We start from the raw sequence: 23,782 nt of genomic DNA on the forward strand, positions 1-23,782 counted from the left end.
TGGTGCCGCCCATGTCCTACCCCGTGTCACCGGACGCAGGTGTTCCGGAACACCAACGCGGCTCCGGCCAGTTCCAGCCGAGCGGACGCCCACAGCCCGGCCCCTTCCGCACGAACCAGCCTCCGCCGGGCTCGGCGGCGGCCGACCGGCCGCAGTCCGGCCAGCTCCCCACTCGCTCCGGCGCCCATCGGATGCCGCCCGACCTCGGCGGGCAGCCGGCCGGGCACTCCGGGAACGACGACGGCGGGCGCCGGAACAGCGGCCGACGGGACTGGATCTGGTCCGTCGTCGCGTTCCTCGTCGCGGCGGGCGTCATCGGAGCCGTCGGCTTCCACTTCTTCGGGCCCGACGCCACCGAGGAGGCCACCGCGCTCTGGGCCGTCGACGCGTGCGCCGGACCGGACCCGACGGCCGAGGACGCCGGCGCCGCCACGGACACCTACCGCCCACTGGCCTGCGACGACGCCGAGGCCACCGTCACCGTCCTCGACATCCAGGACGCGGTGTCCGTGGGACAGGCACACTGCCCCACCGGTACCGACGTGATCTTCCAGAAGGACGGCAAGGCGGGCGGGGTGACCCAGGCAGTGTGCGCCCGCAACCTGTCGGACGACCACCCGGGCGATCCCGGGATGGGCGGCGGCCAGCTCGTCTCGGGCGACTGCGTGGACGGGGACGGGCGTGAGGCGAAGTGCGCCGAGGACGGCACGCGCGAGGTCGTCGGCCTCACCATCGGCGGCAGCAAGTGCCCCGAGGGGACCGCCGACAAGATCGAGCTCGGCTTCGACGCCCAGCGCAGCTACGAGACGATCTGCCTGGGCGCGTGACCTGCACCGTCATCTGCCGCTCACCCGGCGGAAACCAGCGGTCACCGCGCGTTGGCTAGATTCGCGGCATGTCCCGTCTCCAGCAGACCGTCTTCGAGCGCAACGTCCCGGCGCGGTCCGTCGTCGACCACGCCCTCGGCGAGACGCGCCACGGGGTGCTCTGGCTCGACGACGTGGACGGGCGCACCGGTTACCCCGCGCTGACGGCGCCGGCCCGGGCGGACATCGCGGTGGTCGGCGGCGGGTACACCGGCCTGTGGTCGGCGCTGCTGGCGAAGCAGCGGCACCCCGCGGCACGGGTGGTGCTGCTCGAGGGCCGTTCGGTGGGGTGGGCGGCATCCGGGCGCAACGCCGGGTTCTGCGGGGCGCGCCTCGTGCGCCACCGCGGCGGCCCGCCCGACGACCCCGACACCCTGGCACGGCTCGGCCGGGAGAACCTCACGGCCATCGGGTCGGCGGTGGACCATCTGGGCCTCGACTGCCAGTGGGAACGCACCGGCACCATCGACCTCGCGATCGAGCCGCACCAGATCGACTGGCTGCAGGACGCCGCCGCGCGGGCCGCCCGCACCGGTGCGCCCCACACGTTCCTCGACCGCGCGAAGCTGCGGGCGGAGATCGCGAGCCCGACCTATGAGGCCGGCCTCGTGCGGCCCGACGACGCAGCCCTGGTGCATCCCGCGCTCCTGGCCACCGAGCTGGCCCGCGCCGCGAGCGAGCTGGGCGTCGAGGTCTTCCAGCAGACCCGGGTGACCGGGCTCACCCTGGCCGGCCGCGGTGCGGGCACCGCCGTCGTACTGCGAACGGCGTCGCCCGCCGGGGAGGCACGCGTCCTCGCCGGCCGCGTGCTCCTCGGGACCAGCGCGCTCCCGTCCCTGCTGCGGCGCTACCGCCGCCACACCGTGCCCGCCCGCGCCGACATGGTCGCGACGGAACCGCTGTCCGCCGAGCTGCTGGGGGCGATCGGCTGGCGCGGGCGGCAGGGCCTGGCCGACCTGGCGAACCGGACCCACCACTACCGGCTGACCGCCGACCACCGGATCGTGTTCGGCGGTCAGGAGCCGTACCGGCGGCTGGCAGAGCACCTCCTGACCACGTTCCCGCAGCTCGAGGGCATCCGGCTGACGCACCGGTGGTCGGGGGTGGCCGACCTGTCCACCCGGTCCGGCGGGCTCTTCGGCCAGGCGGCGGGCGGCCGGGTGCAGCACACGGCAGGTCTCGGCAGCTGCGGCGTCGCCGGCAGCCACTTCGCCGCGCAGGTCATGCTGGACCGGCTCGACGCCGTCGACGGCTGCCCCACGACCGAGCGCGCGGCGCTGGCGATGGTGCGGCGGACGCCGGTGCCGTTCCCGCCGGAGCCGGTGGCCACGGCGGCCGTCCGGGCCGCTCGCCGTGCCCTCGACCAGGCGGACCACAACCGCGGGCGCCGGGGCGGGCTGCTCCGGTCGCTCGACGTACTTGGCCTGGACCTCGATACCTGATTGGCTGCTCGGACCGTCCGCGTCCGAAGGAGCACACATGGCAACGCCCCCTGTCCCGGAGAAGTTCGCACGGATCCTCGAACGCGCGAACCCCGCCGTCATGGCGACCGTGCGGCCCGACGGCGCGCCCGTGTCGGTGGCCACCTGGTACCTGTACGACGACGGCCGGGTGCTGCTCAACCTCGACGGCACCCGCAAGCGCCTGGACCACCTACGGGCGGACCCGCGCGTCTCGCTCACGGTGCTCGACGGCGACAGCTGGTACCGCCACGTCAGCCTCAGGGGCCGCGTGACGATCACGCCCGACGAGGACCTCGCCGGCATCGACCGGCTCTCCACGCACTACACGGGCAAGCCGTACCCGGACCGCGAGAGCCCGCGATTCGACGCGTGGATGGAGATCGAGTCCTTCCACGCCTGGGGGTACTGACCCACGCCTGGGGGTACCGACCCAGGCCTGGGGGTACCGACCGTCAGCCGTCCTGCGACACGTTCTGCGCGCCCGCGGCGCCGAGCACCCGTCGCAGGTAGGTGTACGTCAGGTCGCCGGCCGCCTTGTCGTACTGCTCCTCGTAGCCGTGCTTCGTGTACATCGCGAGGTTCTGCTTGGAGTCCTTGCCGGTGAAGACCCAGATCTCCTTGGTCTGCTCCGGCAGGTACGGGAGCACCGCGAAGAGCATCTCGGTGCCGATGCCGCGGGCCTGCTTGTCCGGGGCCACGGCGAGGCGGCCGAGCGTCGCCTTCTCGCCCTCGATCTCGACGCGTACCGAGCCGATCATCCGGTGGCCCTCCCACGCGCCGATCGTCACCACGTCGTCGCGCGCCAGGTCGTCCCGCAGCTCCGCGAGGGTCTGGGTCAGGGGCGGGATGTGCGGGTCGTCGTACAGCTGGGCCTCGGTCACGAACGCGGCGCGCCGCAGCGTGAGAAGCTCGCCCGCATGGTCGTCCTCGACCAGCGCGATCGTCGTGGTGGAGTTGCTCATGGGGCCATGGTGTCAGAGGTCGCGCACACCGGTCGACGCGGGCTCGTGGTGCGGACGGTGCGTGTCGGTGACCCCGGTTAGATTGCGGGCATGGGCAACCAGGGAACCCAGGAGCGGGCAGAAGCCGGGGAGCACATCGAGGTGCGGCCGGCCGTCGGGCGGTACGACGACTTCTACGAGGTGGTGGGGGTCAAGAAGCCTGGCGGCAAGGGCTGCTGGTGCATGAGCTACCGCGACAGCCGCGTCCCGGCAGAGGAGCGCCCCGGCTACATGCAGGACCTCTGCGCCACCGACCCCGGCCCGGGCGTGCTCGTCTACGTGGACGACGTCGTGGCGGGCTGGTGCTCGATAGCGCCCCGGTCCACCTACCGCAGGCTCATGAACAGCCGCACCATCCCGTTCGTCGACGAGCGTGACGCCTGGGTGGCGGTGTGCTTCGTCGTCCGCGCCGGGTACCGCAGGCGTGGGCTCATGCACCACCTGCTCGCCGGGGCGGTGGAGCACGCCAGGGCGCACGGCGCCGAGGTGGTCGAGGGCTACCCGGCCGATTCCGGGCCGGACCGCGTGGACGTGATCAGCGGCTACGTCGGGTCGGTGCGGTTGTTCGAGGCCGCGGGCTTCCACCGCGCGGCGGAGACCGGAGGCGTGAGCGGTGGCCGGCGGCGCTGGGTGATGCGCAGGGAGCTCGAGCCCCGGGAGGGGCCAGCCGTCGCGGCGGGTTAGCCTGCCCGCATGAACGCCGCGACCGAAGCCACCCACTGGATCCTCACCCTGTCCTGCCCGGACCAGCCTGGAATCGTCCACGCGGTGGCGGGAATGCTCGCCGAGCACGGCGGCAACATCACCGAGTCGCAGCAGTTCGGCGATCCGGCGTCGGGGCTGTTCTTCATGCGCGTGCAGGTCGAGTCGACGGCGTCCCGCGACGAGCTCACCACCGCGATGACGCAGGTGGCGGGGCGGTTCGAGATGACGTGGACGCTCGACGTCGTCGGCCGGCGGATCCGCACGCTGGTCATGGTGTCGAAGGCCGCGCACTGCCTCGTCGACCTGCTGTACCGCGAGCGGTCGCAGCGCATGCCCATCGACGTCGTGGGCGTGGTGGGCAACCACCGCGACCTCGAGGACATCGCCACGTTCTACGGCAAGCCGTTCCACCACGTCCCGGTCACCAAGGACACCAAGGCCGAGGCGGAGGCCACGCTCCGCGGGCTGGTCAAGGAGCTGGACGTCGAGGTGGTGGTGCTGGCCCGCTACATGCAGATCCTGTCCGACGAGCTGTGCCGCGACCTCAGCGGGCGGATCATCAACATCCACCACTCGTTCCTGCCGTCGTTCAAGGGCGCGGGGCCGTACCGGCAGGCCCACGACCGCGGCGTGAAGATCATCGGCGCCACCTCCCACTACGTGACCGGCGACCTCGACGAGGGCCCGATCATCGAGCAGGACGTCGAGCGCGTGGACCACTCCCGCACGGTCGAGGACCTGGTGGGCATCGGCGAGGACGTCGAGCGGCGCACGCTCGCCCGCGCCGTCCGCTGGCACGCCGAACGCCGGGTGCTCCTGGACGGCCGCCGCACGGTCGTCTTCCGCTGACTCCACTGCTCCGGGCGGGTGGTCGGCAATCCGTCAGGTGATCGGCAGTTCGGACTACCGATCACCTGACGGATTGCCGACCGCCCGGCTCGCGGGTCAGCCCTTGACCGCGCCCGCCAGCGCGAACGCCGAGCCCGAGATCCTCGTGACCAGCACGTACAGCCCGAGGACTGGCGCGGCGTAGAGCAGCGAGTACGCGGCGAGCTGTCCGTACGCCACACTCCCGTACTGCCCGAAGAACGCGAAGATGCTCACGGCCGCCGGCTGCTTCTCCGGGGAGAGCAGCAGCACGAAGGGGACGAAGAAGTTCCCCCACGCCTGCACGAACACGAAGATGAACACAACGGCGATCCCCGGCCGCATGAGCGGCAGCACCACCTGGCGCAGCGCCTGCATGGCCGACGCCCCCTCGGTCCAGGCCGCCTCCTCCAGCGAGATCGGCACCGAGTCCATGAAGTTCTTCGTCATCCAGATGGCCATGGGCAACGACGTGGCCGCCATGAAGAAGATGGTCCCCGGCAGCGAGTCCAGCAGGTTGAGCTGCACGAACAGCGAGTACACCGGGACCATGATCGCCGTGATCGGCAGGCACGTGCCGAACAGCACCGAGTACAGGAAGTACTTGCCGAACCGCATGCGGTACCGCGACAGCGGGTACGCGGCGAGCACGGCGACGACCACCGTGATGGCCCCGGCGCCGAAGGACAGCACGAACGCGTTCCACAAGGGCAGCCAGGTCAGCTCCGGCGTCATGATCGCGGCGAAGTTGTCCGCGGTCAGAGCGTCGGGCAGCCCGAACGACAGGGTGGCCTCGGCGTCGAACGACGCGACCACCACCCAGGCCATCGGGAGCACGAACAGCACGGCGATCACGAGCAGCACCAGGTTCGCCACCAGCTTGGTCGCCTTGAGCCGCGGACCTGCCAGCTGGCCGGCCGTGGTGCCACGTCTCGTCGTCACGGCGGGCGCCGTCATCTGGCCGGCCATCAGTCCACCTCCGGGCGGAGTGCGCGGATGTACACCACGGAGAAGACGCCGCCCACGATGATCATCACCGTCGCGATGGCCGTGCCGTAGCCGACCTGCGCGAACTTGAACGCCTCCTGGTAGGCCAGGATCGGCAGCGTCGAGCTGTCCGTGCCCGGTCCCCCGCCGGTCATGACGTAGATCAGCGTGAACACGGACAGGGTCTGCAGGGTGGTGAGCATCAGGTTGGTCGAGATGCTGCGCCGGATGACCGGCAGGGTCACCCAGGCGAGCCGTTGCAGGCCGTTCGCGCCGTCGAGCTGCGCGGCCTCGGTGAGCTCCGGCGGCACCTCGGCGAGCGCCGCGGAGTAGACCATCATGGAGAACGCGGTGCCGCGCCAGATGTTGGCGAGGATGACCGCGAGCATCGGCGTCGTGTACAGCCAGTCGGGGCCGGCGATGCCGACGCCGCCGAGCATGGTGTTGAGCGTGCCCTCGGCGTGGAAGAACGCGTACGCGGCGAACGCGGCGACGATCTCGGGCAGCACCCACGCGGCGACCACGACGGTCGAGGCGATGGACCGCACCGGCTTGACGGCCGAGCGGAGCAGCCCGGCCAGTGCGATGCCCAGCACGTTCTGGCCCACCACGGCCGAGGCGAACAGGAACACGACGGTCAGCCAGAGCGACTTCGGGAACTCGGGGTCGCTGAACAGGGCCGTGTAGTTGTCGACCCCGATCCACTCGGGGTTCAGGGCTGCCGGGCCCGTGAGCGCAGCGTTCGTGAACGATCCGTAGAACGACCACACCACGGGGCCCAGCATGAAGAGCGCGAGCAGGACGACGGCGGGCGCGAGTGGAACCACCCGCGCCGCGCCGCGGGACGTGACGGCCATCGAGTCAGCCCTGTGTCGTGTTCTCGTCGCCGACGATGCCGGCTACTGCTTCGTCGTAGACGGCGGCTGCCTCCTCCGGCGTCTGCTGTCCGGTCATCACGGACTCCATGGCGACCATGATCTCGTTGGAGACCTTCGGATAGTCCGAGGTGGCGGGCCGGAAGTTGGTCACGTCGACCAGGCCGGTGAAGAACTCGGTGGTCGGGTTGGTCTTCGTGTACTCCGGGTCCTCGGCCACGTCGGTCCGCACGGCGATCTGGCTGTTCGCGACGTCGAACCAGAGGGAGTTCTCACGGTTCAGGGCCATGGAGATGAATTCGAACGCGGCGTCCGGGTTCTTGGAGCCCGAACCCATGGCGAGCGTCCAGCCGCCCGACATGCTCACCGCACCCGGGTCCTGACCGTCCTGGGTGGGCATGGGGGCCGTGCCCATGGTCTCGGACCACTCGGGCCAGGGCGCGACGCCGGACTCGAGCCAGTTGCCCGCCACCCACGAGCCGTCGAGCGCGATGCCGACCTTGCCCTCGGGCAGCCACTCGGCCTGCACCGTGTTGCCGATGTTGGTGTCGAGCGCCTGCTGCGGGGTGGGCGCGAGGCCCTCGGTGAACACGGTGGTGATGAACTCGAGGGAGTCGATGAAGCCCTGGGAGCCCACCACCCACTTGCCGTCCTCGTAGAGGGTGTCGCCGGTGCCGTAGAGCAGCATCTCGAAGCCCTGCATCACCGCGGCCTCGCCCTGCGGCTTGCCGGAGTACATGTTGAACGGGACGACGTCGGGGTCGGACTCCTTGATCGCCCGGGCCGCCTCGAGGAGCTCGTCCCAGGACTTCGGCGCCCAGTCCTCCGGCAGGCCGGCCTTGGCGAGGACGTCCTTGTTGAACCAGAGGCCGCGCGTGTCGGTGCCCATGGAGACGCCGTAGGTCTTGCCGTCGTCGCCCGCGCCGGCCTCCTTGGCGCTGTCCACGAACTGGTCCCACTCGTCCCACTCGGCGAGGTAGTCGTCCAGCGGTGCGAGATACCCGGCCTCGACGTCGGACTTGATCATGTACGTGTCCTCGTACATGACGTCGGGCGCGGTGCTGGGTGACCGGTTCATGAGCGCGAGCTTGGTGAAGTAGTCGTTCTGCTGCGCCTCGATGGGCACCAGCTCGACCGTGATGTCAGGGTTGGCCTCCTCGAAGTCGGCCTTCACGTCCTTGAACAGCTCATCGGCCTGCGTGAAGTTGCCGAACTTCTGGTAGGCCACCTTGATCGTGGACTCGTCGGACCCGCTTCCGCCGGAGCCACAGGCACCGAGCGAGAGGGCGAGCGCCGCTGCTGTGACGGGTGCGATGAGGAATCGTGCCGTGCGCATGAAGCTCCCTTGCGTCGTGCGAAGTCCGGCAGCACTGCCGGACAAGCTGAGGCACACGATTCACCCCTGGCGTGCCGTAGTCAAGGGACTCTCGGGAGCAATTGTCAGCGCTGTCAGGTTGTCGGCTCCCAGGAGCTCCCGACGGCGCCGGAAAGACCGGCGCCGTCGCGAGGGATCAGCCCTCCGGATCGATCAGGACCGCTACCGTCCGCGCCGGTACCGTCGCAGTCCCGCCTGCGCGGTCCCATTCCGTCTGCCGCACGACGGCGTCCGCCCCACCCGCCTGCACCGGCGAGAGCGCGTAGTCGCGGCCGGCCAGCTCGGGAACCTCGACGGTGGCCTCCGACGGCGACGCGTTGAACACCACGAGCACGCCGTCCAGCGCCGGGTCGGCGTCGGCCGGGCCCGCGAGGTCGTCCACCGACATCGTGATGACGCCGGGGACGGCGTCGGGGCCGGAGCCGGGGAAGGTCACCTTCTCCCGGATCAGGTCGGCGGACCCCAGCCGGAACAGCTCCGTCGAGTGCCGCAGCTCCAGCAGCTCGGCCGCCTGGGCCGAGGCGAACGCGATGTCGTCGGGGCCGGGCTTGAGCGCGGCGTCGGCGAGCAGGGGCTGCTGGTGCGGCCACTTGTCCTCGTTGTCGGCCGCCATCGGCAGGCCGCGGCCGAACCCGTTGTCCTGCCCCGACCAGTCGATCGCGTTGAACCAGTCGCCGGAGTCGTACGAGTTGCGGTCCAGCGACTTGGAGCGCAGCAGGTCGGTGCCCGCGTGCCAGAACGACGGCGACTGCGACAGGGCGGCGGTCGCCAGCGACACGGTGTTCATCCGGACCCGGTCCGCCATCGGGGTGTCGGCGGGCAGCTTGAGCGCGAGCAGGTCGAACAGCGTCTCGTTGTCGTGCGCGTCGACGTAGGTCACGACCTCCTCCGGCGAGTCCGCGTAGCCGGCCGGCGCACCCCGGTAGTCCAGCTCGTCGCCCCTGACCTGATCACCCGATGCGGTGGTGACCTCGTAGGACCGCAGGTTGCCGGCCAGCCCGAGCTTCACGAGGTCGCTCTGGTGGGCCAGGTCGGTCGCCTCGTCGTCGCCGCCGTCGTTGACCGACGCCGGGTCGCCCAGCCGCGCCTCGTTCCCGTTCGGGTCGGTGAACAGCCCCGTGCCGAAGCCCTGCGTGAACAGGGAGGAGCCGTCGACGGGCGAGCCGCCGTGGACGGCGTCGCGCAGGCGGTCGCTGAACGTGCCGATGCCGGTACCGCCGAGCTGGCCCTGCGTGGCCTGCTCGAACCGGGCGTTGCCCGCCACCTCGCCGAAGTCCCAGCCCTCGCCGTACAGGTACACGCTCGACCCGTCGATGCCGTCCTCCTGAAGGGTCAGCTCGTCGAGCGCCGCCCTGACCGCCTCCATGTTGGCGCGGGAGTGGTGGCCCATGAGGTCGAACCGGAACCCGTCCACGTGGTAGTCGCGGGCCCAGGTGACCACCGAGTCCACCATGAGCTTCTGGGCCATGGCGTGCTCCGTGGCGACGTTCTGGCAGCAGGTGCTGGTCTCGACCGCCCCGCTCACCGGGTTCTGCCGGTGGTAGTAGCCGGGCACCACACGGTCCAGCACCGACTTCGGGTCCTGGCCCGAGGCCGCCGTGTGGTTGAACACCTGGTCCAGCACCACCTGGAGCCCTGCCCGGTGCAGGTTGCCGACCATGGAGCGGAACTCGGCGACGCGCTGACCACCGTCGGCCCGGACGGCGTAGGAGCCCTCGGGCGACATGAAGTGGTACGGGTCGTACCCCCAGTTGAACCCGTCCTGCCCCTGGACCTGCGCGACGGCGGCCTGCTGCTCGGTGCCGTCGGGGGCGAAGCCGGACAGGTCACCCGTGGTGGCCTGGTCGGCGCGGTCCTCGGGGATCGTCGCGATGTCGAACGTCGGCAGCAGGTGCACGGTGGTGAGCCCGGCGTAGGCCAGCGAGCGCAGGTGCGTCATGCCGTTCGAGCCGCGCACCCCGAACGCGCCGTACGTGCCCCGCAGGCGCTCCGGCACGGTCTCGTCCGAGATCGAGAAGTCACGGACGTGCAGCTCGTAGATGGTCTGGTCGACGGCGTCCTCGACGACCGGTGCGGGCGTCGTGCGCCAGATCTTCGGCCGCCACTGGTTCGCGTCCAGGTCCACCGCCACCGAGTGCGTCGAGTCGAGCGTGAGCCCCACCGAGTAGGGGTCGGTGACGATGTTGGTCTCGACCTGGCCGGTGCTCGGTACGTACACCTCGACGGCGTACCGGTAGCGCGCGCCCTGCCAGCCCGCACGCTTGTCGAGCCCCTTGCCCCCGTCGAGGGTCCAGGCCCCGTCGCGCTCCCGCTTCATCTCGAAGGCGCGCGGCTCGTCCTCCAGCGACGCACCCGCCGGCCAGGCCTGCAGCGTGACCGACCGGGCGGTAGGCGCCCACAGCGCGAACGACGCCCGCTTGCTGCCCTGCCAGGTCACGCCCAGCGTGCGGTCGGTGGCGAACAGGTCGTCCAGCACGCCGGGAATCTGTACGCCCGTCGCGGCGCTGAGCGTGTCGCCGTCGTGGCGCGTGAGCCGGAGCCGGCCCTGGAGGGCCCGCGTCGCCGCGGCCCGGTCCAGACCCTCGATCTCCAGGGCGCGGTGGTTCCTCAGGTGGGGAAAGTCCTCGGCGACGTCCGCGGGCGCCGCACCCCGCAGCAGGGTGTACGACGTCGGGGCCTCCGGGTCGCCGGTCTCCAGGGTCCAGCGGTCTCCGGAGCCGAAGCCCTCGGCGGGGACGAGGAGCAGGTCCTGCCGCACCCAGTGCGCGGCCTGCTGACCCTCCCCCGGTGTGCCGGGGGTGCCGGTCCGCACGCCGGGCACCTTGGTCTCCGGGTCCCAGGTGAACGTGACCGGTCCGCCGCCCGTCGTGTACGGGATGTTGGCGCCGTCGCGCACGCCGTCGGCGCCGTAGTTCTCCGCCCAGGAGCCGTTGACGGCCACCTTGAACTCGTACGAGCCGGCGGGCAGCTCGAACGTGCCGGTCCAGGTGCCGTCGTCGGCGAGGGTGAGGCGCGCGGCCTCGCAGTCGGGGGTCCAGTCGCCGGCGCAGCCCATCTCGCTGTTGTGCGAACCGGCGACGGTGACCATCTCGAGGTCGGGGTCGGTGCTGTCGTCCACCACGCCGCTCACGTCGATGCCCACCGACGCGTACGAGCTGGCGGCGGCACGGTCGCCGTCGGCGTCCTGGGTGACCGCGCGGTACTCGACGAGGGTGCCCTCGGGCAGGTCGGAGCCGCCGGTGCCCACGTCGTGGAACACGCGGGGCGACGTGTCCTCGGCGGTGCCGAGGTGGTGCCACTCGTCGGTGCCCACGGCGCGCCAGGCGAACGAGGTCTCCGCCCAGGCGTCGTCGATTCCTGCCGCGACGGGGGCCACCGAGGACATCGCGGCGCCCGGCCGGGCGCTCGCGCCGGGAACCACGGTGGCCGTGCCCGCCGAGTCCGCGCCGACGGTGCGGTCGGCGACCAGCACGATCGCGGAGCGTGCGGGGACGGTCAGCGTGACCGCGCCGTCGGCGTCGGCGGTGAGCGCGGTGTCGGTGCCGTACAGCGGGGCGAACGTCGCGCCAGGGGTGAGGGTGTCGAGGGTGACGGTGCGCTCCTGGGCCGCGTTGTTCGCCGCGACCAGGTGCTCGACCTGCTCGTCGCGGTGCACGCGGGAGAAGGCGTAGACGCCCGCGCCGTCGTCGGCGTGCCGCTCGAGCTGGGCGCCCGTGGCGAGCGCCGGGTGCTCCTCGCGCAGGTCGGCGAGGGCCGCGATGTGCTCGTACAGCGGGGCGTCGGTGCCGTACCGGTCGACGCTGCCCGCCTGTTCGCCGGTCACCAGGGGCTGGTTCGCGTACTCGTCGACCTGGGTGGCGAACAGGGTCTGGCGGGCGTCCTTGTCACCACCGGTGCCCGCGAAACCCTGCTCGTCGCCGTAGTAGACCACCGGCTGGCCGCGCGTGAGGTACATGAGCTCGTGTGCCAGCTCGTCCCGCGCGAGCGGGTCGTCGGTACCGGCCAGCATGTAGCCCACGCGACCCATGTCGTGGTTGCCGAGGAACGTGGGCAGTGCGGCCCCGCTGCTGTGCGGTGTGGTGTACAGGTCGTCGGACGCGTACAGGTCCGCGAGCCGCTGCGCGCTGTTGCCGCTCGCGTAGCTCGTGGCGGCGGCCTGGAACGAGAAGTCGAGCACGGAGCTCATGGCGGTGCGGCGCACGTACGGCGAGGTCTTGGCGGCGTCGGCGTCGTACACCTCGCCGAACGTGAAGAACTCGTCCTTGCCCTGGGCGCGGGCGTACTCCTCGATCTCGGCCGACCACTCCTCCCAGAACTCGAAGTTCACGTGCTTGACCGTGTCGATGCGGAACCCGTCGATGCCGAGGTCGATCCACGCCTTGTAGATCTCCTCGAAGCCGTTCACCACGTCGGGGTGCTCGGTCATGAGGTCGTCCAGGCCGCTGAAGTCGCCGTAGGTGACGGACTCGCCCGCCCACGTCGAGTTGCCCCGGTTGTGGTAGAGCGTCGGGTCGTTCAGCCAGGCCGGGACCTTGACGCCCTGGTCGGCCGGGTCGATCACCGGCGTGTACGGGAAGCTCGTGGCGGCGTCGAGCTCCGGGAAGCTGCCCGTCCCGGCGTGGTCGGCCGGGTCGAACGAGTTTCCGGCAGCGTCCGTGTACGGGGCGGTGGCCTGGTCCACGTAGTCGTACGTGCCCTCGGCGTAGTCGACGACGTCGGCCGTGTGGTTGGTGATGATGTCGAAGTACACCTTGAGGCCGCGCGCGTGGGCGTCGTCGATCAGGGCCTCCAGCTCGGCGTTGGTGCCCAGGTGCGGGTCGATGCGCGTGAAGTCGGTGATCCAGTAGCCGTGGTACCCGGCGCTCACGTCATCGCCCTCACCCTGCACGGGGCGGTTGAGGAAGCTGGGGGTGAGCCAGATCGCCGTCGTGCCCAGGCCCTCGATGTAGTCGAGGTTCTGGCGCAGGCCCGCGAGATCGCCGCCCTGGTAGAAGCCCTTGTCCTCCGGGTCGAAGCCGGTGGTGAGCCGGTCGCCCGTCAGGCCGCCCTCGTCGTTGGCCGGGTCGCCGTTGGCGAACCGGTCGGTCATGACGAAGTAGAAGCGCTCGTCGCTGCCGGGCTGGCGGACGGGCTCGCGCACGAGGTCGCCGTCCTGCTCGGTGTACTCGCCCGCGAGGGTGAGCGGGGTCAGGGCGGTGCGGTGGGTCGTGTCGTCATAGGTGACGCGGACCGTGGCCGGACCTTCGAGGTGGAGCGGGGCGTTGTCCTGGCCGCCGTCCCGGCCGTAGGCCTCGTCCCACGTGTCGTCGAGGGCCACCTTGTACTCGTAGGTGCCAGCGGGGAGCTCGAGCTCGGCGACGAACGTGCCGTCGCCCTGTGGGCTCAGCTCCGTCGCGGCGCACGCCGGGTCCCAGTCGGCGGCGCAGCCGAGCTCGTCCTGGAGGCTGCCCACGAGGGCCGCGGTGCGGTCCTCCGCCCCGCTGGTCGTGGTCGCGTCGGGCGTGGCGGCGCCTGCGGTGGCGGACGCCGAGGCGGCGAGCCCGACCGATGCCGCGAGCGCTAACGCGACGGCGGCCGCGCCGAGCTGTGTGGGGCGCGGGCGCGCGGTGCGAGACATGGATGACCCCTTCGTCGTCCGGAACCCAGTGTGAACCGAACGCGACTGTAACGCTTGCAGAACGTTGCAGCAAGGTTGGTCGAGGTCGAATGTGCCGCCCCTCGTGCGATGCAGCGAAAAGGTCCGCTTCCACCATGCAGCTGGGCCCGCTGCGCAGCCCGAAAGCATGCGCACGTGCATGGTGGAAGCGGACCTTCACGGTGCGAGTGTCAGAGCGGGAGCTTGAAGCCCTCGTGCGACTGCTCGTAGCCGAGGCTCCGGTAGAACCGGTGCGCGTCGGGCCGCTGCTTGTCGGAGGTGAGCTGGGCCAGCGCGCAGCCCCGCGCCCTGCCGCGCTCGTGCGCGTGCTCCATCAGGAGGCGGCCGATGCCCTGGCCGCGCAGCTCGCTGCTCACCCGTACGGCTTCCACCAGCAGCCGGAACGCGCCGTTGCGCGAGATCCCGGGGATGTAGGTCAGCTGCATCACCCCGATCACCGCGCCGTCGGACTCGGCGACGACCAGCTCGTTGTCCGGGCTCGCGGCGATGGCCTCGAAGGCTCTCAGGTGCGGTTCGCCGTAGGCGCCGGTGCGGCGGGCGGCGACGGCGTCGTCGGCGATGAGCTCGACGACGCGTTCGAGGTCGTCGAGCTTCGCCTCACGAAAGATCAGGTCCATGAGGCTCACCCTAGGTAACGTGCCAGGGCACACGAATCCCCGGATGCGCTCCGCGTCCGACACGTAGCATCTGGGAGTTCCCCCTTCTCCGAGAGGCGCACTCCAGTGACCAGCTCTTCCGCGCCCGCGGCGTCGGGCGGCGCGCCGGACGCGACTCCGCGCAGCTCGTGGATCGCGCTCGCGGTACTCGTCCTCGGTGTCTCGATGGCGCTGCTCGACACCACCATCGTGAACGTCGCGTTGCCGACCATCCGCACCTCGCTCGACGCCTCGGAGGGCACCCTGTCCTGGATCATCTCCGGGTACGCCCTGGCCTACGGCCTGGCCCTGATCCCCGCCGGCCGGGTGGGTGACCGGGTGGGGCACAAGTGGGTGTTCGTCGTGGGCCTGGCCGGGTTCACGCTCGCCAGCCTGTGGTGCGGGCTCGCGGACGGCTCCACCGAGCTGATCGTGGCTCGCGTTGTCCAGGGCCTGTGCGGCGGCATCTTCTTCCCCGCCGTGACGGCGCTGATCCAGCTGATGTTCGCCGGCCGCACGCGCGGCAAGGCGTTCGCCGTGATGGGCGCGGCCATCGGGTTCTCCACGGCGCTCGGGCCCATCGTCGGCGGGCTGCTCATCGAGGCGTTCGGCGAGGCGGAGGGCTGGCGCTCGATCTTCTTCGTCAACCTGCCGTTCGGGATGATCGCTGTCGTCGCCGCGGCCGTGCTGCTGCCCCGGATCGTCGTCGGGGGCACCTCACGCGGGGTGGACGGCGTGGGCCTGCTGCTCGTCTCGGTCGCACTGGTCGCCGTCCTGGTCCCGCTCATCGAGGGCGAGGACGCCGGGTGGCCGTGGTGGACCTGGGCGTCCCTCGCCGGCGGACTGCTGTTGCTCGTCGGTTTCGCGTTCTGGGAGCGCCGGTTCGTGGCCGGGGGCGGCAACCCGCTCGTCCCGCCACACCTCTTCTCGCACCCCGCCTTCACCGGCGGCGTCGTTCTCGCGCTCGTCTACTTCGCCGCGTTCACCAGCATCTTCTTCACCGTCTCGATCTTCTGGCAGTCCGGTCTCGGCCACTCGGCGCTGGCATCGGGGATCGTGTCGGTGCCGTTCGCCATCGGGTCGATCGTCGGCGCGTCCCAGAGCGAGCGCCTCGCGCACCGCCTGGGCCGGCTCGTGCTCGTGATCGGCACCGGCATGGTCGCGATCGGCCTCGTGTCGCTGTGGCTCGTGCTCTGGCTCGTGCCCGCCGGAGACCTGACCAGCTGGACCCTGGCGGCACCGCTCCTGGTCGGTGGCGTCGGCAGCGGCCTGTTCATCGCCCCCAACGCGCAGTTCATCGTCGCCACCGTCGACCGGGCCGAGGCGGGAGCGGCCTCCGGCGTGATCGGCACCATGCAGCGGATCGGGTCGGCGGCAGGGATCGCCGTCATCGGCTCGGTGCTCTTCGGATCGCTGTCGTTCCCGCCCGGCCGCCCGACGCCGGAGGTGGTCGCCGACGCGTTCGCCGACGCCGCGACCATGGCGATGGGCACCAGCGCCGCGCTCGCCGTGGCCTCGTTCCTGCTGGTCTTCGCGCTGCCGCGGCGGGTCGACCCGCGCGTGCGGCAGGCGTAGCGCAGCGCGGCGCCGTCGCGAAGACCACCCGCGACCTCCCTGGTGCACGCGGCGTACGACGAGTACGTTCCCGCCATGGCGGTCACCTCCGCACCAGGTGGTTCCGGCACCGAACCCGGTGCGGGGCGCGCACGCCCCGCGGAGGCCCTGCCCGCCGTCGCGTGGGGCCCGGTGGGCGCAGCGGTGCTGGTCCTCGGCGTGCTGCTGACGGCGGTCAGCACCCGGTACGGGTACCACCGGGACGAGCTGTACTTCCGCATGCTCGACCCTGCCTGGGGATACGTGGACCAGCCTCCGCTGACCCCGTGGCTGGCGCGGACGTTCGCCGACCTGTTCGGTGACACGCTGCTGGTGATGCGGATCCCCGCGACGCTGGCGCACCTGGCTGCGATCGTCGTGATCGCGCTCGTCGCGCGCGAGCTGGGCGGGCGCGGGGGCGCGCAGGCACTGGCCGCCTGGGGCTACGGGACGGCGGCGATCCCGCTGGCGTTCGGGCACACGTTCCTCACCGCGAGCCTCGACCTGGCGGTGTGGCCCGCGGTGCTGCTGTGCATGATCCGGGCCGTGCGGCGCGACCCCCGCTGGTGGCTGGCGGCCGGACTGGTCACCGGCGTCGCCCTGTACAACAAGCTGCTCGTGGTGGCGCTGCTCGGCGGGGTGCTGCTCGGGCTGCTCGTCGCCTGGCCGTGGCGACCGCTGCGCGCGCCGGGCACCACGACCCGATGGCCGCTCGCGACGCCTTGGCCCTGGTCGGGCGGCGTGCTCGCGCTGCTGGTGGGCCTGCCGAACCTCGTCTACCAGGCCACGAACGGGTGGCCACAGCTCGCCATGGGCGCGGCGCTCGGCGAGAACAACGCCGCCGAGGTGCGTTCCGAGATGTGGCTCTTCCAGCTGCTCACGCTCGGCCCGCCGCTGGCCCTGGTCTGGATCGCCGGGCTGGTGTGGCTCTGGCGGCGCCTGCCCACGCTGCGGTTCCTGGTGGTGGCGTACCCGGTGCTGCTCGTGTTCACCTACGCGGCGGGGTCGCAGACGTACTACGCGACCGGCCTGCTGTCGGTGCTGTTCGCGGCGGGGTGCGTGCCGGTGGCGGCGTGGGCGCGGACGGCATGGCGGCGGGTCGTCGTCGTGGCCGTCGTCCTGTTGAACGCGGCGTCGTGCCTGGTGATCAGCCTGCCGCTGGTGCCAGTCGCGGACCTGGCCGAGACGCCGATCGCCGACATGAACTCCTCGGCCCAGGACGCCGTCGGCTGGCCGGAGTACGTGCGCCAGGTCGCCGACGTGCACGCCGCGCTCCCGGCCGCCGACCGGGAGCGCTCCGTGGTGCTGACCCAGAACTACGGTGAGGCCGGCGCGGTGGACCGGTTCGGCACCGACCTCGGGCTGCCCGCCGCGTACTCCGGGCACAACCAGCTGTGGGAGTACGGGCCGCCGCCGGACTCGGCGAGCGTAGCCCTCGTGCTCACGGAGACCCCCGGTGCGTGGGACGGCCGGTTCGCACGGTGCGCGGTCGAAGGGCGGCTCGAAAACGGCGTCGGCGTCGACAACGAGGAGCAGGGCGTGTCGATCCTGGTGTGCCGCGAACCTGTCGGCGGCTGGGCCGCGATCTGGCCGGACCTGCGGCACCTGGACTGACCTGCCGCTCGGGCAGGCCGGTCCAGGTGCCGTGGGCGTCGGCCCGGGTCGAACGGGTGTCGACCGTCAGCCGGCGAGGTGACTCCACCGCGGCGCGATGGCGGCCCACGGCCCCACCTCGGCCACCTTGCCGTCCGTCAGCACCACCACGCGGTCGGCCCGGGCGAGCGCGGCACGTTTGGACGTGGCACCCACCACCGTGGTGCCCCGCTCACGCAGGGCTGCCCACAGCTCGATCTCCGTCGAGGCGTCGAGCGCGCTGGAGACGTCGTCCGCCAGGAGCAGCTCCGTGTCGGCGGCGAGCGCCCGGGCCAGCGCGAGGCGCTGCACTTGGCCGCCGGACAGCCGTACGCCGCGGTGCCCCACGAGGGCGTGCGGTCCGCCCGCCTCTGCCATGTCCTGCGCGAGGCGTGCGCCCTGCACCGGGCCATGGATCTCGCGGGCGTGGTCGAGCTGCACGTTGTCCGAGAACGTGCCGGACAGCACCCGCGGCACCTGGGCCACGTGAGCCACCTGGCCGGGGCGCAGGAACACCTGGGCGTCGGTCACCTCGGTGCCGTTCCAGCGGACCTCGCCGGTGTGCTCCATGAGCCCGGCGAGCGCGGACAGCAGGGACGACTTGCCGGAACCGACCTGCCCGAGCAGCAGCACCAGCTCACCCCGGCGGATCTCGAGGTCGACGTCGGAGACGCCGATCGTCCCGTCGTCGTGCACCGCGGTGACCTTGCGCAGCTCCAGGCGGTCCAGGGGTTCGCGCCGCGTCGACTCGGGCGCCGGAGCGGTGCCCGCCACGAGGTCCACGTCGGGCAGCCGTGAGACGAGGTCGACACCGCCCGCGAACCGGGCCGTCGCCACCTGCCAGGCGCGGGTGCCGGGTGCCTCGGTGACCACGGCGCCCGCGACCACACCGAACCAGGCAAAGCCCATCACCGCGCTCGAGACGAGCAGGGTCGTGGCCAGGTCCCACCGGTCGGTCAGGTAGAACGTCCACGCGGCGACCACACCCGCGTACAGCGTCACCAACGGCACCGAGTCGAGTACCGCCTGCACCCGGTGCTCGAAGATGGCCGCGGTGACGCGGCCCGAGTCGACCCGGCCGAGGTGTCGGCGCACGTCGGGTGTGCGGGCGGCCAGCTTCACCGTGCGGGCGGAGTCGAGCGCCGAGACCAGGGCGCGGCCGAACCGCGCGCGTGCCGCGGACGAGCCGGCGGCCGAGCGGCCCGCGATGGGCCGGCCGATCGCCGAGGCCGCCGCGGAGACCACCATGACCGCGAGCAGGACGGCACCCGCCGTCCAGGTACCACTGATCAGCGCCGTGACCGCGACGATGGCGAGGCCGTTGACGAAGTCGACCCAGCGGTCCGCGTACCGCACGAACCGGTCGGCGTCCATCGACCGGGCCACGACCTCGCCGGGTGGCGTGGCGGGGAGCCGGTGCTGCCGGGTCTGCCCGTGCATGACCGACATCCGGATCCGCAGCAGCACCTCGACCCACCAGCGCGGGTAGACGCCCAGGGCGCGCGAGATGAACAGCGGCTGCATGAGCAGCAGCACCGCGAGCGCGACGAGCAGGCCGACGGGCAGCTCGCCCGTGCCGACCTCCTCCACCGTGCGGCCCCACAGGAACCCGCTGACCGCGCCCTGGGCGGCGACCAGGCTCGCCAGGAGGAACAGGACCGCGCCGAACAGGCCCCACTTCGGGCGCACGAACAGCGCGTGCAGCACCCCGCGCGCAAGGCTCGGCCCGTCCCCGGGCGGCGTCAGGTCGGGCGGGGTGCCCGCACGGCGGCGGCCGCCGACCGCGTCTGGCTCGGCGGGGGCCGTCACCGACTGATCACGTGCGTCCGTCGCGGTGTCGGTCGTGGCGTCGGTTGCGGCGTCGGACGGGGTGCTTGTCGCGGTCTGGTGGGTGGCGTCGGCTGCGGCGTCCGGCTCCGGACCGGTGGCGGCGCCGTCGAGCGACCCGTCGCTCGAGCCGGCCTCCAGCAGCGACCGGAAGGGGCCGGGTGTGCGGGCGAGGACCGCACGCCGGCCCTGCTGCACGACACGGCCGTGGTCGAGGACCGCGACGAGGCCGGCTCGCTCGATGGTGCCGAGCCGGTGCGCGATCAGCACACCGGTGCGGCCGCTGAGCAGGCGGTCCGACGCGGCCACGACGCGCGCCTCGGTGAGGGGGTCCATCCGGGCGGTCGCCTCGTCCAGCACCACGAGCTGCACGTGTCGCACGAGGAGCCGCGCGAACGCGACGAGCTGCTCCTCCCCGGCGGACAGCGTGGTGCCGCCGGGTCCGAGGAGCGTGTCGAGCCCGTCAGGCATCCCGGCCACCCAGTCGGTCAGCCCGAGCTCGCGCACGGCCTCCTCGATGTCCGACCGCGGTACGTCGGAGAACAGGGCGATGTTCTCGGCGAGCGTCCCCGCGATGATCTCGGTGCGCTGCGTGACCACGCCCACGGCACCGCGCAGCTTCTGCAGGTCCAGGTCACGCACGTCGGAACCGCCCAGGAACACCGATCCGCGCTCCGGCTCGACGGCGCGCGACAGCAGTGCGGCGAGGGTGGACTTGCCCGAGCCGGTACGGCCGACGAGCGCGATCGTCTCGCCTGCGGGGACGGTCAGGTCGACGCCGTTCAGCGCGAACGTGCCCTCCGCGTAGGCGAAGGACAGGTCGCGCAGCTCCAGGTCGAGCGGCCCCTCCGGCAGGTCGTCACCACCCTCGGGCTCCGGCTCGACGGACAGCATCTGCCGGATTCGCAGCACCGCGCCGAGACCCTCCTGGATGTCCGGCAGGTGGTGCACCAGGTTGTCCATCTGGCCGACGAACATCGCGGTGACCAGGAACAGCGTGACCAGCTGGTCCACCGACAGGCCCCCGTCGACCGCGACCACGGCGCAGACGACCGCGGTTCCGGCCAGCAGGGCGTACATCACCAGGCCGGCCCGCCGCAGCAGACGCTCCTCGACCCGCACCACCGCGCGGAACTTGTCGTGCACGATCGCCGAGAGCTGCGCGACCCTGCGCACCGCGAACGCCTGTCCCAGGCTGGTACGCAGGTCGTTCCGGGCCGCGACGGCCTCCTCGAAGGCGGCGGCGTGGTCGGTCCACGCGGCCTCCTCGATGACCTTGCGGCGCGAGATCTCGCCGAGCAGGGGCCGGGTGAGCAGGGCGACGATGCCCCCGAGGACGGGGAAGAGGAACCAGGCCGGCCACCAGGTGACGCCCGCGATGATCCACATGGGAACGACGCCTACGACGGTGCGCCCGGCGCCCCACAGCTGCCGCCGTACCAGGGTGCCGACGGCGTGCGTGTCGTCGTCGACCCGGTCGAGCACCTCGCCGACCGCCTGCTCGGAGAGCGTCGCCAGCGGCTGGCGCAGCGCCGCGCTGAGCAGATCGCTCCGGAGCCTGCCCTCCGCGCGGTCCACGACGCTCGCCCAGACCACCTGCCCGACGCCGTCGAAGAGCGCGCCGCCCACGACGCACACGGCGAGGAGCACCAGCCCGACGAGGGTGGCGTCGGCGGCGAGCTGCCCGGCCGCGACCGTGCCGAGGGCCTGGCCCACGGCGCCCGCGGTGAGGGCGAGGAGCGCGATGACGGCGGCGGCACCGCGCAGCCTGCGCCAGTCGAGGCGGCGGGCGGGGTCGTCCGTCAGCGCACCGGCAGCGCGAGGCGACGCCTCGGGAAAGGGCGTGGTGTCGGGGGTCTGCGGCGCGTCGATCATCGTTTCTTGAGGCTACGTCGAGACACCGACACTCCCCGCCTCTTTTTCCGCAGAGCGACGAGCGTCACGCCGCACCCTCGCGAGGTAGTCGTCTGGCGAGGTAGTCGTGCAGCGAGGTAGTCACCCCTGCCCGCTGGGTGACTACCTCGCCAGACGACTACCTCGCCAGAGGACTACCTCGGCGGGGGGTCAGAGGGAGGCGAGCGCCTCGTTGAACGTCTTGCTCGGGCGCATGACCGCAGTCGCCTTGGCCTCGTCCGGACGGTAGTACCCGCCGATCTCGGCCGGCTTGCCCTGGACGGCGAGCAGCTCCTCCACGATGGTCTGCTCACCGGCGGCCAGCGCCTCGGCGAGCGGCTTGAACGTGGCGGCCAGCTCGACGTCGTCGGACTGGGTGGCCAGCTCCTGTGCCCAGTACAGGCCCAGGTAGAAGTGCGAGCCGCGGTTGTCGATGGTGCCGAGCTTGCGGCCCGGCGAGCGGTCCTCGCCCAGGAACGTGCCGGTGGCCCGGTCGAGCGTGTCGGCCAGGACCTGGGCACGGGCGTTGCCCTCGCTGGTCGCGAGGTGCTCGAAGGACGCGGCCAGCGCGAAGAACTCACCGAGCGAGTCCCAGCGCAGGTAGTCCTCCTCGACGAGCTGCTGCACGTGCTTCGGCGCGGAGCCACCGGCCCCGGTCTCGAACAGGCCGCCGCCGTTCATCAGCGGCACGATCGAGAGCATCTTCGCCGACGTGCCGACCTCGAGGATCGGGAACAGGTCGGTGTTGTAGTCGCGCAGCACGTTGCCGGTCACCGAGATGGTGTCCAGCCCCTTGCGGATGCGGGCCAGCGAGTACGCCGTCGCCTCCGCCGGGTCCATGATGAGGATCTCGAGACCGTCGGTGTCGTGCTCCGGCAGGTACTGCTCGATCTTCGTGATCAGGTTGGCGTCGTGCGCGCGGCGCGAGTTGAGCCAGAACACCGCGGGGGTGTCGGAGGCGCGGGCCCGGGTGACGGCCAGCTTGATCCAGTCGCGGATCGGGGCGTCCTTGGTCTGGCAGGCACGCCAGACGTCGCCGGCGCGCACCGCGTGCTCCATGACGACGTCGCCGGCGCTGTTCACGACGCGGACGGTGCCGTCCGCGGCGATCTCGAACGTCTTGTCGTGCGAGCCGTACTCCTCGGCGGCCTGCGCCATGAGGCCCACGTTCGGGACGGAGCCCATGGTGGCCGGGTCGAGGGCGCCGTTGGCGCGGCAGTCGTCGATGACGGTCTGGTAGATGCCGGCGTACGAGGAGTCCGGGATCACCGCGAGCGTGTCGGCCTCCTCGCCCTCCGGTCCCCACATGTGACCACCGATGCGGATCATGGCGGGCATCGAGGCGTCGACGATGACGTCGGAAGGCACGTGCAGGTTGGTGATGCCCTTGTCGGAGTTCACCATCGCCATCTTCGGGCCGTCGGCCAGCGCGGCGTCGAACGCTGCGCGGATCTCGGCACCGTTCGGGAGGGACCCGAGCCCGGCGAAGATGCCGCCGAGGCCGTCGTTCGCCGACAGCCCGGCCGCGGCCAGGTCCTGGCCGTACTTCTCGAAGACCGGCTTGAAGAACGCCTTCACGACGTGACCGAAGATGATCGGGTCGGAGACCTTCATCATCGTGGCCTTGAGGTGCACCGAGAACAGCACGCCCTCGGCCTTTGCCCGCTCGATCGACTCGAGCAGGAACGCGTCCAGCGCGGCCGCGTCGAGGAACGTGCCGTCCACCACCTCGCCGGCGAGGACCGGCAGCGACTCCTTGAGCACGGTCACGGTGCCGTCGGCGGCGACGTGCTCGATGCGCAGGGTGTCGTCGGCCTCGACGATCACCGACTTCTCGTTGGAGAAGAAGTCGTCGTGACCCATGGTGGCGACGTTCGTCCTCGACTCCGGCGACCAGGCACCCATGCGGTGCGGGTGCGCCTTCGCGTAGTTCTTGACCGACGCCGGGGCACGGCGGTCGGAGTTGCCCTGGCGCAGCACCGGGTTCACCGCGGAGCCCATGACCCGGCCGTACCGCTCGCGTGCGTCCTTCTCGGCGTCGGTCTCGACGCTCTCGGGGAAGTCCGGCAGGTCGTAGCCGAGGCCCTGCAGCTCCGCGATGGCGGCCTTCAGCTGCGGCAGCGACGCCGAGATGTTGGGCAGCTTGATGATGTTGGCCGACGGGTCGTGCGCCAGCTCACCCAGCTCGGCGAGCGCGTCGGGCTGACGCTGCTCCTCCGTGAGACGCTCCGGGAACTGGGCGATGATGCGGCCGGCGAGCGAGATGTCGCGGGTCTCGACGTCCACACCGGCCTTGGCCGCGTACGCCGAGACGATCGGCAGGAACGAGTAGGTCGCAAGAAGCGGGGCCTCGTCCGTATGGGTATAGATGATCTTGGACATGGGTGTGGCTGACTCCCCGGGTGTT

The 23,782-nt window shown here is 71.7% G+C and carries 15 protein-coding genes; 7 read left to right on the plus strand and 8 right to left on the minus strand.

The genetic code is table 11. The annotated features are described in order from the left end of the window. The first annotated feature begins 11 nt into the window (after positions 1 to 11). From ACYVK7_RS24760 to ACYVK7_RS24770, 3 genes are all read left to right on the plus strand, one after another. Positions 12 to 827 carry a hypothetical protein gene (locus ACYVK7_RS24760; RefSeq protein WP_460890393.1) on the plus strand — a complete coding sequence of 272 codons (816 nt, stop codon included), beginning with the start codon at positions 12 to 14 and terminating at the stop codon, positions 825 to 827. A 68-nt stretch (positions 828 to 895) separates the two neighbouring features. After that, positions 896 to 2,308 carry an NAD(P)/FAD-dependent oxidoreductase gene (locus ACYVK7_RS24765; protein ID WP_460890394.1) on the plus strand — a complete coding sequence of 471 codons (1,413 nt, stop codon included), beginning with the start codon at positions 896 to 898 and terminating at the stop codon, positions 2,306 to 2,308. A gap of 37 nt (positions 2,309 to 2,345) precedes the next feature. Continuing rightward, on the plus strand, positions 2,346 to 2,738 hold the full coding sequence (locus ACYVK7_RS24770; RefSeq protein WP_460890395.1) for a PPOX class F420-dependent oxidoreductase: 393 nt from the start codon (positions 2,346 to 2,348) through the stop codon (positions 2,736 to 2,738). A 43-nt stretch (positions 2,739 to 2,781) separates the two neighbouring features. On the opposite strand, the gene ACYVK7_RS24775 is transcribed toward ACYVK7_RS24770, so the two are convergent. Next, on the minus strand, positions 2,782 to 3,291 hold the full coding sequence (locus ACYVK7_RS24775) for a GNAT family N-acetyltransferase (RefSeq protein ID WP_460890396.1): 510 nt from the start codon (positions 3,289 to 3,291) through the stop codon (positions 2,782 to 2,784). A gap of 90 nt (positions 3,292 to 3,381) precedes the next feature. Between ACYVK7_RS24775 and ACYVK7_RS24780 the strand changes: the two genes are divergently transcribed. Together ACYVK7_RS24780 and purU are read left to right on the plus strand one after the other, a co-directional pair. Beyond that, positions 3,382 to 4,014, plus strand: a complete 633-nt coding sequence (locus ACYVK7_RS24780; protein ID WP_460890397.1) for a GNAT family N-acetyltransferase — start codon at positions 3,382 to 3,384, stop codon at positions 4,012 to 4,014. Between the two features lie 9 nt (positions 4,015 to 4,023). Beyond that, positions 4,024 to 4,884, plus strand: coding sequence for a formyltetrahydrofolate deformylase (gene purU, locus ACYVK7_RS24785; protein WP_460890398.1), 861 nt, complete (start codon positions 4,024 to 4,026; stop codon positions 4,882 to 4,884). 96 nt (positions 4,885 to 4,980) lie between these two features. On the opposite strand, the gene ACYVK7_RS24790 is transcribed toward purU, so the two are convergent. The 5 genes from ACYVK7_RS24790 to ACYVK7_RS24810 form a co-directional block, all read right to left on the minus strand. Then, entirely contained in the window at positions 4,981 to 5,871 is an 891-nt protein-coding gene (locus ACYVK7_RS24790) for a carbohydrate ABC transporter permease (RefSeq protein ID WP_460890399.1), read from the minus strand. Next, complete coding sequence (locus ACYVK7_RS24795) at positions 5,871 to 6,746, minus strand: carbohydrate ABC transporter permease (protein WP_460890400.1); 876 nt, start codon at positions 6,744 to 6,746, stop codon at positions 5,871 to 5,873. Before ACYVK7_RS24795 ends, ACYVK7_RS24790 begins: the two co-directional genes overlap by 1 nt. Before the next feature lie 4 nt (positions 6,747 to 6,750). Beyond that, positions 6,751 to 8,100: an extracellular solute-binding protein gene (locus ACYVK7_RS24800; protein WP_460890401.1), complete on the minus strand. Its 1,350-nt coding sequence runs from the start codon at positions 8,098 to 8,100 to the stop codon at positions 6,751 to 6,753. Between the two features lie 175 nt (positions 8,101 to 8,275). After that, positions 8,276 to 13,756: a pullulanase-type alpha-1,6-glucosidase gene (gene pulA, locus ACYVK7_RS24805; protein ID WP_460890402.1), complete on the minus strand. Its 5,481-nt coding sequence runs from the start codon at positions 13,754 to 13,756 to the stop codon at positions 8,276 to 8,278. Positions 13,757 to 13,965: 209 nt separating this feature from the next. Continuing rightward, a complete protein-coding gene (locus tag ACYVK7_RS24810) occupies positions 13,966 to 14,412 on the minus strand; it encodes a GNAT family N-acetyltransferase (protein ID WP_460890403.1) in 447 nt (148 codons plus the stop codon). A gap of 105 nt (positions 14,413 to 14,517) precedes the next feature. On the opposite strand from ACYVK7_RS24810, the gene ACYVK7_RS24815 reads away from it, so the two are divergent. After that, entirely contained in the window at positions 14,518 to 16,005 is a 1,488-nt protein-coding gene (locus ACYVK7_RS24815) for an MFS transporter (RefSeq protein ID WP_460890404.1), read from the plus strand. Between the two features lie 75 nt (positions 16,006 to 16,080). Then, positions 16,081 to 17,637 carry a glycosyltransferase family 39 protein gene (locus ACYVK7_RS24820; RefSeq protein ID WP_460890405.1) on the plus strand — a complete coding sequence of 519 codons (1,557 nt, stop codon included), beginning with the start codon at positions 16,081 to 16,083 and terminating at the stop codon, positions 17,635 to 17,637. A gap of 66 nt (positions 17,638 to 17,703) precedes the next feature. Here the strand turns inward: ACYVK7_RS24820 and ACYVK7_RS24825 are convergent, their stop codons facing one another. Then, positions 17,704 to 21,357, minus strand: coding sequence for an ATP-binding cassette domain-containing protein (locus ACYVK7_RS24825; RefSeq protein WP_460890406.1), 3,654 nt, complete (start codon positions 21,355 to 21,357; stop codon positions 17,704 to 17,706). A 189-nt stretch (positions 21,358 to 21,546) separates the two neighbouring features. Then, entirely contained in the window at positions 21,547 to 23,757 is a 2,211-nt protein-coding gene (locus tag ACYVK7_RS24830; RefSeq protein ID WP_460890407.1) for an NADP-dependent isocitrate dehydrogenase, read from the minus strand. Positions 23,758 to 23,782 lie beyond the last annotated feature (25 nt).

The sequence above is a fragment of the Promicromonospora xylanilytica genome (assembly GCF_054782895.1).

Excerpts from the sequence above, each read along its gene's own strand:
- ACYVK7_RS24820 (WP_460890405.1), top strand. The coding sequence starts at position 16,081 with ATGGCGGTCACCTCCGCACCAGGTGGTTCCGGCACCGAACCCGGTGCG.
- ACYVK7_RS24825 (WP_460890406.1), bottom strand. The coding sequence starts at position 21,357 with ATGATCGACGCGCCGCAGACCCCCGACACCACGCCCTTTCCCGAGGCG.
- ACYVK7_RS24770 (WP_460890395.1), top strand. The coding sequence starts at position 2,346 with ATGGCAACGCCCCCTGTCCCGGAGAAGTTCGCACGGATCCTCGAACGC.
- pulA (WP_460890402.1), bottom strand. The coding sequence starts at position 13,756 with ATGTCTCGCACCGCGCGCCCGCGCCCCACACAGCTCGGCGCGGCCGCC.
- ACYVK7_RS24830 (WP_460890407.1), bottom strand. The coding sequence starts at position 23,757 with ATGTCCAAGATCATCTATACCCATACGGACGAGGCCCCGCTTCTTGCG.
- ACYVK7_RS24810 (WP_460890403.1), bottom strand. The coding sequence starts at position 14,412 with ATGGACCTGATCTTTCGTGAGGCGAAGCTCGACGACCTCGAACGCGTC.
- ACYVK7_RS24800 (WP_460890401.1), bottom strand. The coding sequence starts at position 8,100 with ATGCGCACGGCACGATTCCTCATCGCACCCGTCACAGCAGCGGCGCTC.
- purU (WP_460890398.1), top strand. The coding sequence starts at position 4,024 with ATGAACGCCGCGACCGAAGCCACCCACTGGATCCTCACCCTGTCCTGC.
- ACYVK7_RS24790 (WP_460890399.1), bottom strand. The coding sequence starts at position 5,871 with ATGGCCGGCCAGATGACGGCGCCCGCCGTGACGACGAGACGTGGCACC.
- ACYVK7_RS24765 (WP_460890394.1), top strand. The coding sequence starts at position 896 with ATGTCCCGTCTCCAGCAGACCGTCTTCGAGCGCAACGTCCCGGCGCGG.
- ACYVK7_RS24760 (WP_460890393.1), top strand. The coding sequence starts at position 12 with ATGTCCTACCCCGTGTCACCGGACGCAGGTGTTCCGGAACACCAACGC.
- ACYVK7_RS24780 (WP_460890397.1), top strand. The coding sequence starts at position 3,382 with ATGGGCAACCAGGGAACCCAGGAGCGGGCAGAAGCCGGGGAGCACATC.
- ACYVK7_RS24775 (WP_460890396.1), bottom strand. The coding sequence starts at position 3,291 with ATGAGCAACTCCACCACGACGATCGCGCTGGTCGAGGACGACCATGCG.
- ACYVK7_RS24795 (WP_460890400.1), bottom strand. The coding sequence starts at position 6,746 with ATGGCCGTCACGTCCCGCGGCGCGGCGCGGGTGGTTCCACTCGCGCCC.